This is a genomic window from Kitasatospora sp. NE20-6 (assembly GCF_045862635.1).
The window spans coordinates 46,299-60,599 of record NZ_BPRL01000021.1 but is presented as its reverse complement, the minus strand read 5'-3'; the positions used below and the strand labels follow the sequence as shown (position 1 = coordinate 60,599).

General features: G+C 74.7%; 10 protein-coding genes. 4 read left to right on the top strand and 6 right to left on the bottom strand.

Features of this window, described 5'->3' with window-relative positions:
• Positions 1-17: 17 nt before the first annotated feature.
• Both SNE206_RS18235 and SNE206_RS18230 read right to left on the bottom strand, forming a co-directional pair.
• Positions 18-314, bottom strand: a complete 297-nt coding sequence (locus SNE206_RS18235; RefSeq protein ID WP_407914450.1) for a hypothetical protein — start codon at positions 312-314, stop codon at positions 18-20.
• Positions 315-437: 123 nt separating this feature from the next.
• Positions 438-854, bottom strand: a complete 417-nt coding sequence (locus tag SNE206_RS18230) for a hypothetical protein (RefSeq protein ID WP_407914449.1) — start codon at positions 852-854, stop codon at positions 438-440.
• 325 nt (positions 855-1,179) lie between these two features.
• Here SNE206_RS18230 and SNE206_RS18225 point away from each other — a divergent pair, with 325 nt between their 5' ends.
• Entirely contained in the window at positions 1,180-2,205 is a 1,026-nt protein-coding gene (locus tag SNE206_RS18225; RefSeq protein ID WP_407914448.1) for a hypothetical protein, read from the top strand.
• A 97-nt stretch (positions 2,206-2,302) separates the two neighbouring features.
• Here the strand turns inward: SNE206_RS18225 and SNE206_RS18220 are convergent, their stop codons facing one another.
• The 4 genes from SNE206_RS18220 to SNE206_RS18205 all read right to left on the bottom strand — a co-directional run bounded on the left by SNE206_RS18220 (position 2,303) and on the right by SNE206_RS18205 (position 7,231).
• The gene (locus SNE206_RS18220) at positions 2,303-3,409 is read right to left on the bottom strand and encodes a PQQ-dependent sugar dehydrogenase (protein WP_407914447.1); all 1,107 of its coding nucleotides are present in this window, start codon (positions 3,407-3,409) and stop codon (positions 2,303-2,305) included.
• 314 nt (positions 3,410-3,723) lie between these two features.
• Positions 3,724-4,803 carry a glycoside hydrolase family 19 protein gene (locus SNE206_RS18215; protein ID WP_407914549.1) on the bottom strand — a complete coding sequence of 360 codons (1,080 nt, stop codon included), beginning with the start codon at positions 4,801-4,803 and terminating at the stop codon, positions 3,724-3,726.
• Between the two features lie 334 nt (positions 4,804-5,137).
• The gene (locus SNE206_RS18210; RefSeq protein WP_407914446.1) at positions 5,138-6,379 is read right to left on the bottom strand and encodes an FUSC family protein; all 1,242 of its coding nucleotides are present in this window, start codon (positions 6,377-6,379) and stop codon (positions 5,138-5,140) included.
• A 180-nt stretch (positions 6,380-6,559) separates the two neighbouring features.
• On the bottom strand, positions 6,560-7,231 hold the full coding sequence (locus SNE206_RS18205) for an esterase/lipase family protein (protein WP_407914445.1): 672 nt from the start codon (positions 7,229-7,231) through the stop codon (positions 6,560-6,562).
• Positions 7,232-7,505: 274 nt separating this feature from the next.
• Here SNE206_RS18205 and SNE206_RS18200 point away from each other — a divergent pair, with 274 nt between their 5' ends.
• The 3 genes from SNE206_RS18200 (at position 7,506) to SNE206_RS18190 (ending at position 14,227) form a co-directional block, all read left to right on the top strand.
• On the top strand, positions 7,506-10,265 hold the full coding sequence (locus SNE206_RS18200) for an AAA family ATPase (protein ID WP_407914444.1): 2,760 nt from the start codon (positions 7,506-7,508) through the stop codon (positions 10,263-10,265).
• Between the two features lie 225 nt (positions 10,266-10,490).
• A complete protein-coding gene (locus tag SNE206_RS18195) occupies positions 10,491-12,473 on the top strand; it encodes a discoidin domain-containing protein (RefSeq protein ID WP_407914443.1) in 1,983 nt (660 codons plus the stop codon).
• A gap of 443 nt (positions 12,474-12,916) precedes the next feature.
• Positions 12,917-14,227: an ABC transporter substrate-binding protein gene (locus SNE206_RS18190; protein ID WP_407914442.1), complete on the top strand. Its 1,311-nt coding sequence runs from the start codon at positions 12,917-12,919 to the stop codon at positions 14,225-14,227.
• Positions 14,228-14,301: the final 74 nt, after the last annotated feature.

Genomic DNA, 14,301 nt, shown 5'->3' with positions numbered 1-14,301 from the left:
CCGGGCCCGCCCCGCGGTCAGGACATGACCAGGTTGAAGGTGCGGTAGGAGCGGGCGACCGCGGGCGGGAAGCCGTCCTTGCGCAGGATCGGCGCAAGGAGCTCGCCGAACTCCTCGAACGCCTCCTGCGAGGCCCACACGTCGACGACGAGCCAGCCCTGCTCGGTCGGCGCGGCGGTGTGGCTCAGGAGTCCGGGCACCGGCCAGTCCGCCCGCCGGTGCAGCCCCTCGGGGTGCCCGGCGATGTCGGCACAGGCCTGCCGGTACTGGGCTTCGGAGACACCCGGGAACTCCAGCAGGACGACGATCGGCATACCTCCCAGGAGAACCCCCTGCGGCACATGACGCCAGTGCGCCGATGCGCCGATGCGGCACTGCGGCGGGCGGCGGGCGGCGGGCGGCGGTGGACGTCGGCGGGCGTCGGCGGGCGTCGGCGGTCAGATGTGCGGCACCGTCGGGCCGCCGGCCGTGCGGGCGGCGCCGAAGGGCGCGAGACTGGCGGCCGCGGCGGCCATCGTCGCGGAGAGCAGAACGGCGGTGCGGCTCGCCTCGTAGAGCTGCTCACGGGCGTCGCGGGCGGCCCTGATGACGTCGTACTCCCGGTTGTCGGCGGGGCCGGGGCCGATCCGGCCGGCCGCCTGCTCGCTGCTGAGGAAGGCCTCCAGCTGGTCCAGGAGTTCCGGCAGCCGGCCGGTGAGGCCCGCGAGGGCGGCGACCGTCTCCGCCGCCTCGGCGGTGTGCAGGAGGCCGGGCCGGCCCCCCTCGTGGGCGGCGAGGTCCGCGGAGCGGATCAGCTCGGCCGCCTCGCAGGCGAGTTCGGCCACGGACAGCTGCGGCGGGACGGGACCGGTCATGGGGCTGCTCCTTCGCTGCTCGGTGCGGTGGACCCGCGTCTGCCCCGGCCCGCCGCGGGCTCACGGGCGGAAACCGGCCATTCCACCAGCGGCGGACGCGGTGCACGGGCGCCGCGGATCCCGCGCTCCGCACGGATCCCTGACGATGCGTCCGTCACCGCACCCACGGAGGAGGGACCGTACGACGACGACGGCCGGTACGGGCCCGCTGCGCACGGCACCGACCGGGGCTGCCGCCACCGTGCGGACCACCGGATCGGTGCTGTTCCGCCGCTCCCCCGGGCCCGGCCGGGCAGCGTCGGTGGCCCGCACTACGGTGAGCGGCATGATCTTCGCACGATGGACGCCCGCACGGTCCGTGGAGCAGCTCGCGGCGGCGCTCGCCGCCCAGGATGGGCCACGCAGCGAACGGGCGTTCGCCTCGCTGCTGAAGGCCGCCGGCCGGGCCCGCCCCGCCGAACTCGCCGCGGCCGGGCCCGCGCTGGCCGGGCTGCTGCCCTTGCTGCCGCCGGAACCGCGCGGCCTCGCCGCCGTCCTCGTCGGCGCCTGCGTCGAGTCCGGCGCCGACCCGGCGGCATGCGCGGGTCCGGTGCTCGCGGGACTCGCCGAGGCGCTGCGCGAGGCCGTCCGCTTCACCGTGCTGTGGTCCGCGGTCAGCACCGACGGCCCCCGGCGGGCCGACGCCGCCGCGGCGGCGCTCGGCGGCCCGGAGGCGCCCGGGGTACGGGCCGCGGTGGCCGCCCGGGGCACCCTCGACTCCTGGGAGCGCGCCGCCGTCGCCGTGCTCGCGCACCGGGCCGGGCGCGCCGCCGTACCGGACCGGGTCGCGCTGCTCGCGGACGTGGAAGCGCTCGGCGGCGCCGACCGCCTGCGGTGCCTGCAGTACGCGCTGCTGGTGCTCGACGACGAGCCGCTCGTCGTGCTGCACCGGCCGACCGGCCGGGGCTTCGCCCTGCGGATGAGCGGCATCGGCGACACCTTCCAGCTGCACACCCTGCTCGCCGACGTGCTGATCAACGGCGGCCACCTCGCGGGGCCCGGCCCGACCGCGCAGGCCGCCGCGCTCTGCCGCACCGGGAACGTCGCGCCCGAGCACCGGCCCCTCACCGCGGGCTCCTTCAACCTCTGCGGCCCGGACGGCACCTGGATCTGGAACGAGGGCACCCCGCAGGACATCCCGGTGGTCGACGGCGTGCGGCTGCTCGTGCTCGACCCGCCGCCGTACGTGCGTCACTGGCCGGCCGGACGGTTCTTCCCCGGCATGGCGGCCGACCTCGTCCTGGAGCGGGTCCTGACCCCCGGCGAGGTGCGGGCCCGTCTCGACCGGATCACCCCCGCCGAACGGTTCTGAGCACGGCCGGAACCGCCGGCGGTGCGGCCGCCGAGCGCCCCGACGACGGGGGCGGGGTGGCGTGCGGATCCGGGGCGCAGCCCGTCGGGGTCCGGCCTCAGCGCGGGTCGACGCGGAGGATGCGGTCGTCGCCGGGCTTCGGGTCGCCGCGGCCGTCGGTGTTGCTGGTGGTCACGAGGAGGGTGCCGTCGGGCTCGACGACGACGGTGCGCAGGCGGCCGTCGGTGTGGTCGAGGTGGGCGACGGGGGTGGCGGCGCGGTCGCCGTCGAGGGGGATCTGCCAGAGCCGCTGTCCCCGCAGGCCGGCCATCCACAGGGAGCCGGAGGCGTAGGCGAGCCCGCTGGGCGAGGCGTCGGCCGGGTGCCACTGGACGACGGGGTCGGTGTAGCCGTCCCGGCCGGCCTGGCCTTCGACCACCGGCCAGCCGTAGTTCGCGCCGGGGCTGATGAGGTTGAGCTCGTCCCAGGTGTCCTGGCCGAACTCGCTGGCCCAGAGCCGCCCCTGCGGATCCCAGGCGAGGCCCTGGACGTTGCGGTGGCCGAGCGAGTAGACCGGCGACCCGGGGAACGGATTGCCGGGTGCGGGGTCGCCGTCCGGGGTGATGCGGAGGATCTTGCCGCCGAGGGAGGTGCGGTCCTGGGCGAGCTCGCGGTGGCCGGTCTCCCCGGTGCCGACGTACAGCATGCCGTCGGGGCCGAAGGCGATCCGGCCGCCGTCGTGGTTGTTGCCCTTGGGGATGCCGGTCAGGACGGTGGTGGCGCCGTCGAGCTGCGCCCCGGCCGGACGGGAGGGGTCGTAGCCGAGGCGGACGATGCGGTTGTCGTCGCGGGCCGTGAAGTAGGCGTAGAGCCGGCCCTCGCCGTCGAGGGCGAGCCCGAGCAGGCCGGCCTCCCCGCCGGGGTCGACCCCGGGCACGGTGCCGACGTCGGCGCGGGCGCCGGTGGCCGGGTCGACGCGGACGATCCGGCCGGTGTCACGGGAGCCCACCAGCAGGTCGCCGTCCGGCAGGCGGGCCACGCCCCACGGCGTGTCCAGGGCGTCGGCGACGGTCAGGGCCCCGCCCGCGGACACCGGGGCACTCGACCGGGCGGAACCTGCGGAGGCCGCGGAACCCGTGGAGCCCGTGGAGGCGGTGGAGGCCGACGAGCAGCCGGCGGCGAGGAGCAGCGCGAGGACGGCGCCGGTCGCGGTGCGGACGTTCACGGGTGCCTCCTCCGTCGGCCGGTGCTCCGGTCTCCTTCCAGCACATCACACTCCGGCCCGGCGCCCGGTCGGGTCCGCGCATCCGGCCGGTTCGGCGGTCCCGAGGGGGTGGGTCCGCGGCGGGCGGGTCCGTGGCCGGCGGAGCTGCCCGGACCGGCGGGCGCGGTTCACCGGAAAGGATGACGGCGTTCCGTGGGACGGGTGGTGGGTGTGCGGGGAGCGGAAGGCGGTGCGGGGTGCGGGGTGCACCGCCGGAACGCGCCGCCGCGGGCGCCCCCCGGATCGGGGGACGCCCGCGGCGGGCCGGTGACCGGTCAGCAGCTGAGGTTGCCGCCGGGCGTGGTGCCGAGGATCTGGACGAAGCTCTGGTACGAGTTGATCCGGCTCTGCACCTGGGCGGGGTTGCCGCCGTTGCACTCGATGCTGCCGTTGATGCTGCGGATGGTCTCGCCGAAGCCGGCGCCGTTGACCATCGCGTTGTGCGGGGTCATGGTGCCGGGACCGCTCTGGGTGTTCCAGTACCAGAGCCCGGTCTTCCAGGCGATCGCCGAGTCGGTCTGCACGAGGTTGGGGTTGGCGAGCAGGTTGATGCCGAGGGCGTCACCGGCCGCCTTGTAGTTGAAGTTCCAGCTGAGCTGGATCGGGCCGCGGCCGTAGTAGGCGGCCTGACCGGCGGGGCAGCCGTAGGACTGGCTGGTGTCGCAGTAGTGCGGGTAGTTGGCGGTGTTCTGCTCGACGATGTAGACAAGGCCGCCGGTCTCGTGGCTGACGTTCGCGAGGAAGGCCGCGGCCTCCTGCTTGCGGACGGTGTCACTGCCGGTGTTCGTGAAGGCGGGGTAGGCGGAGAGGGCCGCCTTCAGGCCGCTGTAGGTGTAGAAGGAGTTCCGGTTCGGGAACATCTGGTTGAACTGCGCCTCGCTGACCGGGAATCCGCCGGGGTTGGCGGTCTGGGTCGGGGTCGGCGTGCCGCCGCCGGAGCAGGTGTACGGCTCCCAGTACCAGGTGCTGATGACCGGGTCGTAGCCCGGGTTGTCGTGCTCGGCGACGTAGAGGTTGCCGTCGGTGTAGCGGACGATCGCACCGGTCGCGTAGGTCTGTCCGGCGACCCAGGCGGGGTAGGTGCAGCTGCCGCCGGTCGGGGTGGGGGTGCTGCCGCCGCCCCCACAGGTGCCCTGGTCGGCCCAGACGCCGGAGGAACCGCCGGGGGTCTCGTTCTGGGTCCACCACTTGGCGGTCCAGTTGTGGCCGTTGTACGAAGCGGAGTTGCCGTTCGTGTACACGGTGCTGGAGCTCCACGGCGTCGTACAGGTCGCCGCGGAGGCCGCGGACGGCAGGACGAACGCCAGACCGACGACGGCAGCCACCGCCGTCAGGAACGCCAGGAATCGCTGCAGAGTTGACACGTAATCACCCCTTCGTGCGGTGGGGGCCGCACGGTTCGAGGACAGGTGGGGCCGCCCGCACGCGGACCTCGGGGCGCACCGATCGGTGCGGACCGCCGGGACGGGGCTGAGGAGACTCAACCGTACTGGTCTATACCTGTCAAGGGGGCAGGTATGGACCAGTGTTGACATGACCCGTCATCAGCAGTGCCCGCAGGCTTCGTTCGTCCCCGCTCGGTCGCGCCGCGCGACCACCCCCACCAGGCCTTCCCCGGGCAGGAGTTCCCACCCGAACGTCCCCGGCCGTCGGCCCTCCCCCGGCCCTCCCCCGGCCGGTCCCCGTCGTTCAGTCGTCCTGCCCGGACCCCCTGAACCGCTCGCCGCGGGCCAGCCGCCGCAGCCCGGCGAAGCGGCCCAGCCGGTTGAGGCGCTCCCGGTTGGCCACCGCCGCCCGGTCGAGCTCCTCCATCAGCCGCCGCGACCGGTGCTCGGGTGCCAGCTCGTCGAGGATCCGGTCGACCTCGGCCAGCACCGAACCGTACAACTGCCAGGCTGTGGGGTCGGCCTGCACATGGCTCAGCAACTGCTGCGCCACCCGCTCCCGGCTGGCCCAGGCCGCACCGAGCTCGGACGCCAGCCGCGACTCCGCCTCCTCCGCACTCCGGCTCACCTGGGTGCTGACCAGCACGGCGAAGCTCACCATCGCGCCGCCGACATGGCCCAGCAGCTCCTCCAGCGAGACGGCGACGTCCCGGGGGAACAGCAGCTCCTCGTCGCCGCGCCGCTTCGCGAGGTCGGTGAGCGAACGTGCCAGCACCCGGACGACGACCACGCAGATCTCCAGGGTGTCGAGGCCGGTGCGCAGCACCAGGCGCGACAGCAGGCCCTCGCTGATCCGGGGGTTGAGGCGCAGGCTGTCCTCGGCCTGGCGCAGCGCGCCGTCGACGTCCGCGATGGCCTGGTCGAGGCGGCGGGCCTCGTGCAGGCGGGCGGCGGCCTCCTCGACCGGGGCCGGGCCGCCGAGCTCCTCCGCGATCTCCAGCAGCAGGTGGCGGGCGCGGCGGGCGAGGTCCTCGATCGACTCGCCGGCGGTGTCGACCCAGACGGGCGGCGCGAAGACGAAGTTGAAGGCCAGGCCGACGCCCGCGCCGATGAGCGTCTCCAGCACCCGGTCCCAGGCCTGGGAGGCGAGCCGGGTCACGCCGAGCACGAGCATCGCACTGATCGCGACCTCGTTGACGAACTCGTCGACCCGCACGAACCGTCCGATGATCAGCGAGGCGAGGATGATCAGGCCGAGACTCCACCAGGAGAGCCCCACCACGGCGCTGAAGCCGACGGCGATGAGCACGCCCACCACCACCGAGTTGACCCGGCGCACGCTCGTCGTCAGCGTCGAGTAGACCGTCACCTGCACGACGAGCAGGGCGGTCAGCGGGGCCGTCAGCGGCGCCGGCTCGGCGCTGAGCTGCACGGCCACCACGTACGCGATGGTGGCCGCCACCGTCGCCCGTACCGTCAGGACGACGGCCGGGTCCTTGATCCACCTTCGTACGGCCGCGTCCAGCCGTGTCCACAGATCGCGCATTCCTCCCTTGTACCCGGCACGCGGCCGCGAACCGTGCCGACGTGGCGCGGCCCTCCGGGTGGGGCGGAAACCCGCCCGCACGCCGCCGCCCCGCCCTGCCCGCGGAGGCGGCAGGACGGGGCGGCGGGCCGGGGCGTCAGCCGGGAGGCGTCACGCCGGCAGGAGGTGCGGGAACAGCCGTCACGTGGACAGGTACGAGCGCACCTGGGCCAGGACCACGAGGTCGGTCAGGAACCCGATGTGCGTCTGGCAGGCCACCGTGGTGTTGGTGCCGCCGCTGACCGCGGTGCTGGTGTACGGCAGGATCACGCCGTCGCACGGGGACAGCCAGGTGCGGTACGAGGTGGTGCCCGGCGTCTCGTCACCGCTGTTGAGGGTGGCGAGGAAGCTGGAGCCCGGGTACATCTCCTGGCAGGACGGGTAGACCAGGCAGGCGCCGGCGTAGGTGGTGCCGTGGTTGGCACCGGCCAGCGAGGCCCAGTGCGCGACCTTGGCGTGCCCGCCGAGCTGCTTGACGTACCAGCGGGTGACCAGGCCGCCCATCGAGTGGTTGACGATGTCGACCTTGTCCGAGCCGGTCTTCGCGCGGACCTGGTCGACGAAGGTGCCGAGCTGGGCCGCGCTGATCTTGTTCGACTGGTTGAAGTTGTAGTCGAAGGTGAACAGCTGCGAGGAGCTGTAGCCGCCGCTCGCGAAGGCCGACAGGGCGGTCGTCCAGTTGGTGGCGTTGCCGGTGTAGCCGTGCACGAAGATCACCGGGCGGGGGCCCGCGGCGTGCGCCGTGCTCGTCGGAAGGACGAAGGCGACGACGGCGGTCAGGCACAGGAACAGGGAGCCGAAAATCCGGCGCATCCCTACCTCCAGGGGGGTGGGTGGGGGGTCGTCCCTGACAGGGCGCCAGGAACGGCCACAGTCTGTGCGGCGCCCCGCACCCCCGAATCGGTGAAAGCACCGGTCACCGTCCTGCCCGCCATCCTTGTGCCGGTGCCCAGCGCGGGCCCCGCCCCACTGGGCAGCCGGACAGCCTTCGTCCCCGGCACCTGGACCGGAGGCGGCCCGGTCTGCTGTCTTGGCTCTCGCCGGGGCCGAGTCCGATCGCCCCCGGGCACCACGAGAGGGGCCACCCGTGCACGGTCGCGACGCCGAACTCCGCGCCCTGGACACCCTGGTCGCCGGTGCCCGGAACGGCGCCGGCGGCTGCCTCCTCGTCACCGCCCCACCCGGCCTCGGCCGCACCGCCCTCACGGCGCACGCCGTCCGCGCCCTCGACGGACACGGACTCGCGGTCACCGCACCCGGCCACCCCGCCGAGAGCCGCCTGCCCGGCGCCGCACTCGACCTCCTCACCGCCGCCCTCACCCGGCACGGCGCCGGCGCCGGCCCCGGCCCCGGCGCCACCCCCGCCGCACGGGCGGCCGGCCTCCTCGACCAGCTCCACCGGGCCGCCCGCACCCGGCCGCTCCTCCTCGCGGTCGACGACGTCCACCACTGGGACGGCCCCTCCCGTGCCGCCCTCGGCATCGCCGCCCGCCGGCTCGGCCCGCACGGCCCCGCGGCACTCCTGCTCACCGCCGACTCCCACCACCTGCCCTGCCCGCACCTGGACGGCCTGCCCGAGCTCCGCCCCGGCCCGCTCACCACGGCCGCCTCCGCCGCGGTCGTCCGCGGCACCGCGCCCTGCGGCGTCCACCCCGCCGTCCTGGACGCCCTCGTGCACGAGGCGCTCGGCAACCCCGGGCGGCTCACCGCACTCGTCGCCCGGCTCACCCCCGACCAGCTCACCGGACGCGACCCCCTGCCGTCCCCCCTGCCCGCCACCCCGCTGCTGCGGCGCTACACCGCCCGCCTGTGCACCCTGCCGCGCACCGAACGGCCCGCCCTGCTGCTCCTCGCCGCCGAGGACGACGGCGACATCGGCACCGCGGGCCCGCAGACCCTGCAGAGCGCCCTCAGCGCGGCCGGCTGCGGCGCCCTCCCCGAGGCCGAGCGGACCGGCATCGTGCTGACCGGAGCCGACGGCGTGCCCCGCTTCACGGACCCGCTGTGGCGCACCGCCGTCCTCCGGTCGGCCTCGCCCGCCGAACGCCGCGCCGCCCACCAGCGGCTCGCCCGGGCCAGCGCCGAGTACGGCCCGCACCTCGCCCACCTGTGGCACACCGCGGCCGCCGCCCCCGCCGCGGACCGGCGCACCGCCGACATCCTCGACGCCGCCGCCCGCACCGAGGCCCGCACCTCCGCGCCCGGCCCGCTCGCCGCCCTGCTCACCCGCGCCGCCGAACTCGGCCCGCAGACGGCCGTCGCCGCCGACCGGTACACCCGCGCCGCCGAACAGGCCCGCCTGGCCGGCCGCCACCACCACGCCCGCCTGCTGCTGGCCCGGGCCGACCGGCTGCCCCGCGACCCCGCCACCCGCGGCCGCGCCGCCTACACCCTCGGCATGGCCGGACTCGCCGACGGGCCGGTACGGCAGGCCCGCGCCGCCCTCGGACTCGCCGCCGGACTCCTCGCCGGCACCGACCCGCTGCTCGCCCTCGACGCCCGCCGCCAGGCCGCCGAGGCCGCCTGGACCGCGGGCGACCAGGCCGCCTGCCGCACCGAACTCGCCGAACTGATGGGCCGCTGGCCCGAATCCGGCGACGGCACCTCCACCGGCCCCGGCATCCTGCGCCACGGCGCGGACGGCGCCGTCGCCTCGATGGACCGCCACTACACCCGCGGCATCCCCGCGCTGCGCCGCGCCGTCGCCGACGCCGGGCACGAGACCCGCTCCGCCCCGCTCGCGCAGGCACTGGCCGCGGCCGCCGTCCTCGGCGACGCCGCCGCCGCCCGCGACCTCGCCGCCCGGGCGATCGCCCTGGCCCGCAGCCGCGGCCACGCGGCCGCCGTGCCGCACCTGTGGCAGCGGCTCGCCTTCGCGGAGCTGTACGCCGGGTGCCCCGAACGGGCGGGGCAGCACGCCCGGCACGGGCTGGCCGCGGCGGAGCACTCCGGTCAGGACAACGCGGCCGCGCACCACCGCGCCGTGCTCGCGCTGGCCGCCGCCACCCGCGGCGACGCCGAGGAGTGCGCCGACCACGCCGCCGCGGCCGCGCGGACGGCCGGCGCGCACGGCCTGGCGACCGCCTCGACCGTGGTCACCTGGGCGCTGGCCCGGCTCGACCTCACCGCCGGGCGCCCCGACCGGGCCGCGAGCCGCCTGCTCGCCCTCACGGCGCCGGGCCCCGCCCAGGGGCACTTCTCCGTCCTGCTGCTGACCGTGCCCTGCCTGGTCGAGGCCTGCGCACGCACCTCGCGCACCGAGGAAGTGCGGCCCGCCCTGCGGGAGTTCACCGTGTGGGCGACGGCCGGCGCCGGCCCGCACGCCCGGGCCCTCGCCGCACACTGCCACGCCCGGCTCGCCGAGGCCGAAGGCACCGGTGTCGACACCGTGGCCCGGCTGTACCGCGAGGCCCTCGCCCTGCACACCTCCACCGACTCGGTCTTCGAGCAGGCCCGTACGGCGCTGCAGCTCGGCAAGGCGCTGCGCCGGCACCGGCGGCCCGCACTGGCCCGGCACCACCTGCGGGAGGCGCTGGTGGCGTTCGAGCACTGCGGCGCCCGCCCGTGGGCCGAGGACGCCGGGCAGGAGCTGCGCGCGGCGGGCGCGGGCCACGCGCCGGGGGTGCCGGGGGCAGGGGGTGCGACGGCCGAGCCGGCCCGCCGGCTGACGGCGCAGCAGGAGCACATCGCGCAGCGGGCCGCCGAGGGTGCCACCAACAACGAGATCGCCCGCGACCTCTCGCTCAGCCCGCGCACCATCGAGCACCACCTGCGCAACATCTTCGCCTCGCTGGGCATCCGCTCCCGCACGCAGCTCGGCCCGCTGCTGGCGGGTCGCGGGGCCTGACCCGGTCTTCCCGCCGAAGGTGCCCGGGCCGGCGGCCCCCGCGGGTCGACAGCTCCGCATCGCACATTTCTTGCAGACACTTGACCATATTTTTCTTTCCTTGTTCTGTTCATTGCAGCCGCGTGTCGCGCTCGTTACGATCCCCGACACCGGGCCCCGTCCGCACGGACCGTCCAACGGATCAGCCGTGCAACGGAGTTGACCAGCAACCAGAGGAGAGACCAGATGGGTGTCACACGCCGGGTGTTCCTGCAGGCCGCCGTCGCGGCCGGTGCCGCAGGCACCACCGGACTCGCCCAGGCCGCCCTCGCCGGGCCGGCGTCGGCGGCGAGCGGCCCCGGCGACGTGGTCGGCAAGGTGACCGTCGGCTACCAGGGCTGGTTCGCCTGCCCCGGCGACGGCGCCCCGATCAACGGCTGGTGGCACTGGGCGCAGAACTGGGGCCAGACGCCGTCCCCGTCCAACCACAGCATCGTCGCCTGGCCGGACGTCCGCGACTACGCCACCACCTACCGCACCGGCTTCGGCAACCTCGGCAACGGACAGCCCGCGACACTCTTCTCCTCGTACGACCAGCAGACGGTCGACGTGCACTTCGGCTGGATGAAGCAGTACGGCATCGACACCGCCGCGCTCCAGCGCTTCAACCCGACCGGCGGCGAGGGCCCCACCCGTGACGCGATGGCCGGCAAGGTCCGCAGCGCCGCGGAGGCCAAGGGCGTCAAGTTCTACGTCATGTACGACGTGTCGGACTGGACGGCCATGCAGTCCGAGATCAAGGCCGACTGGACGGCCAAGATGCGGGCCCACACCGCGTCGTCCGCGTACGCCCGGCAGAACGGCAAGCCGGTGGTGTGCATCTGGGGCTTCGGCTTCAACGACAACCAGCGGCCGTTCGCCCCCGCCGCCTGCCTGGACGTCGTCAACTGGTTCAAGGCGCAGGGGTGCTACGTCATCGGCGGGGTACCGACCTGGTGGCGCACCGGCGACCGCGACTCTCGGCCCGGGTTCGCCGACGTCTACCACGCCTTCGACATGCTCTCGCCGTGGATGGTCGGCCGGATCGGCAACGCCGGTGACGCCGACAACTTCTACAACGTCGCCACCGTCCCCGACCTCGCCGAGTGCACGGCCCGCGGCATCGACTACCAGCCGTGCGTGCTGCCCGGCGGCGTCTCCGGGCGCCAGCGCGCCCACGGCGACTTCATGTGGCGGCAGTTCTGGAACATGGGCCGCGCCGGCGTGCCGAGCGTCTACATCTCCATGTTCGACGAGTACAACGAGGGCAACCAGATCGCCAAGACCGCCGAGACGCAGGCCTGGGTGCCGGCGGGCTCCGGCTTCCTCGCCCTCGACGAGGACGGCACCGCCTGCTCCTCCGACTACTACCTGCGGCTGACCGGCGACGGCGGCCGCATGCTCAAGGGACAGACCGCCCTCACCCCGACCCGCCCCACCCCGCCCGTGATCGGCGGCGGCGGCGACACCGTGCCGCCGACCGCCCCCGGCGGCCTGCACACCACCGCCGTCACCGACACCACCGCCGCCCTCGCCTGGACGGCCTCCACCGACAACGTCGGTGTCACCGGCTACCGCGTCCGCCGCATCACCGGCGGCACCCCGGCCGTCGTCGGCACCGCCCCCGGCACCGCCACCGCGTACACCGTAACCGGGCTCACCGCGGCCACCGCCTACGCCTTCGACGTGCAGGCCCTCGACGCGGCCGGCGCCGTCTCCGCCGCCTCGAACCAGATCACCGTCACCACCGCCGCCGGCAGTTCTCCGGCCGCCGACCTCGCCCTCAACCGTCCGACCACCGAGAGCGGCCACACCCAGGTCTACGGCTCCGGCAACGCCACCGACGGCAACGCCGACACCTACTGGGAGAGCGTCAACAACGCCTTCCCGCAGTGGCTCCAGGTCGACCTCGGCACCGCGACCGGCGTGCGGCGGATCGTCGTCTCCCTGCCGCCGTCCGCCGCCTGGGGCGCCCGCACGCAGACCGTCTCGGTGCAGGGCGGCACCGAGGCCGACAACCCGCCCCTCCTCGCCGCCGCCACCGCGTACCGCTTCGACCCCGCAACCGGCAACACGGCGACCGTCACCCTGCCCGCCACCGTCACCGCGCGGTACGTGCGGCTGACCTTCACCGGCAACACCGGCTGGCCGGCCGGGCAGGTCGCCGCGCTGAAGGTGTACGGCTCCTGACCCCACCGCCCCCGCCCCGCAGGCCGTCGGAGGCCTGCGGGGCGGGGGTGCGGCGTTCCCGCGCGCCGGCGCCGCGGACGGTGGACCGCACGGCGGGCACCGTCCGCGGGATGCCGCGGGCAAGCACTGCAGCGGTTCAGAGGTCAAGGTTCAAACGGTGGCCGGGATGGGCACCCCGCGGCCCTGCGCCACCGCCCGGGCCCCTCGGCCGCGTCGGCGCAGGCGGCAGCGGCCGGCCGCCGCGAGATCGCCCCGACAGCTGTCCACGACCGGCCCGTCCGCCACGCACACCCAGGTAACGGTTGAGCATCGGCGGCAATTCGACCTCTTTACGCTCCCCCACCTCCGTGCCACAGTTCCCGTCAACTGAAGCGCTTAAGCGCAGTGGCGGCACGCCCTCAGGCCGCCCGGACCGCGAACGGACCTGATCGGAGATGGTGGGGATGACCAGACGTGCGCTGGCCGCGGCGGCGCTTGCCGGCGCGGTGCTGATCACGGGGTGCGGGGGCAGCGGGGGCACCACGTCGGGCTCCGCCCTCCCGCCCGCCGACGCCGCGCAGGTGTCGGGCGACATCACCGTGCTGACGCACCGTACGGACCTCATCGCCGACGGCACGATGAAGAAGTACGCCGACGAGTTCACCAAGGTCTACCCCAAGGTCCACGTCACGTACGAAGGCATCACGGACTACGAGGGCGAAGTCAAGATCCGGATGAACACCTCCAACTACGGTGACGTCCTGCTCATCCCGGCCGCCATCGCGAAGAACGACTACCCGAAGTTCTTCGCCCCGCTGGGCGCCTCCGCCGACGTCTCCCGGACGTACGACTTCACCGCCAAGGCCACCGTCGGCGAACAGGTCTACGGCCTGGCCTCGTTCGCGAACGCCAACGGCTTCGTCTACAACAGGTCCGTCTGGGCGCAGGCCGGCATCACCACCTGGCCCAAGACCCGGGAGGAGTTCCTCGCCGACCTGCAGGCGATCAGGACGAAGACCGGTTCGACGCCGTACTACACCAACTACAAGGACGGCTGGCCGCTCACCGCCTGGACGAGCGCCGTCGGCACCACCGGCTGCGACACGCTGGCCAACGACCGGCTGGCCGCCGGCGATCCGTGGGCGGAGGGCAGCGACCTGCGCGCGAGCGACACGCTGCTCTACGACATCGTGCACGGCAAGCTCTCCGAGGAGGACCCGGCGACCACCAACTGGGAGAACTCCAAGACCCAGCTGGCCACCGGCAAGATCGCCACGATGTGGCTCGGCTCCTGGTCGATCGTCCAGATGCAGCAGGCCGCGGTCAAGGCGGGCAAGGACGCCTCGGAGATCGGCTACATGCCGTTCCCGGCCCAGAAGGACGGCGCGTTCTGCTCGGTGGTCGCCCCCGACTACCAGTACGCCGTCAACGCCCACTCCGCGCACAAGCCCGCGGCCCGCGCCTGGATCGACTGGATGCTCACCAAGTCCGGCTACGCGGACGCCAGTCAGGCCGTGTCGGCCGTGAAGGGCGCACCGATGCCGACCACCCTCAAGCCGTACTCCGACGCGGGCGTGAAGCTGGTGACGCTGTCGGAGGACAAGACCGCGCTCGTCCACACCATCGACAACGCCGCCGAGATCGGCCTGCAGAAGCCCGACTACCGCCAGCACCTGATCGACGTCGCCCGCGGCGCCGCATCGGGCGACCTCGCCTCGGAGTTCGCGGCGCTGTCGAAGAAGTGGAACGCGGCCCGCAAGGACGCCGGTTCCTGACGCTCCGGCAGTCGGCGGCTGCGGCAGCGGCGCCACCCGGCGACCGCAGCCGCAGCCGTCACCACGCATACGCA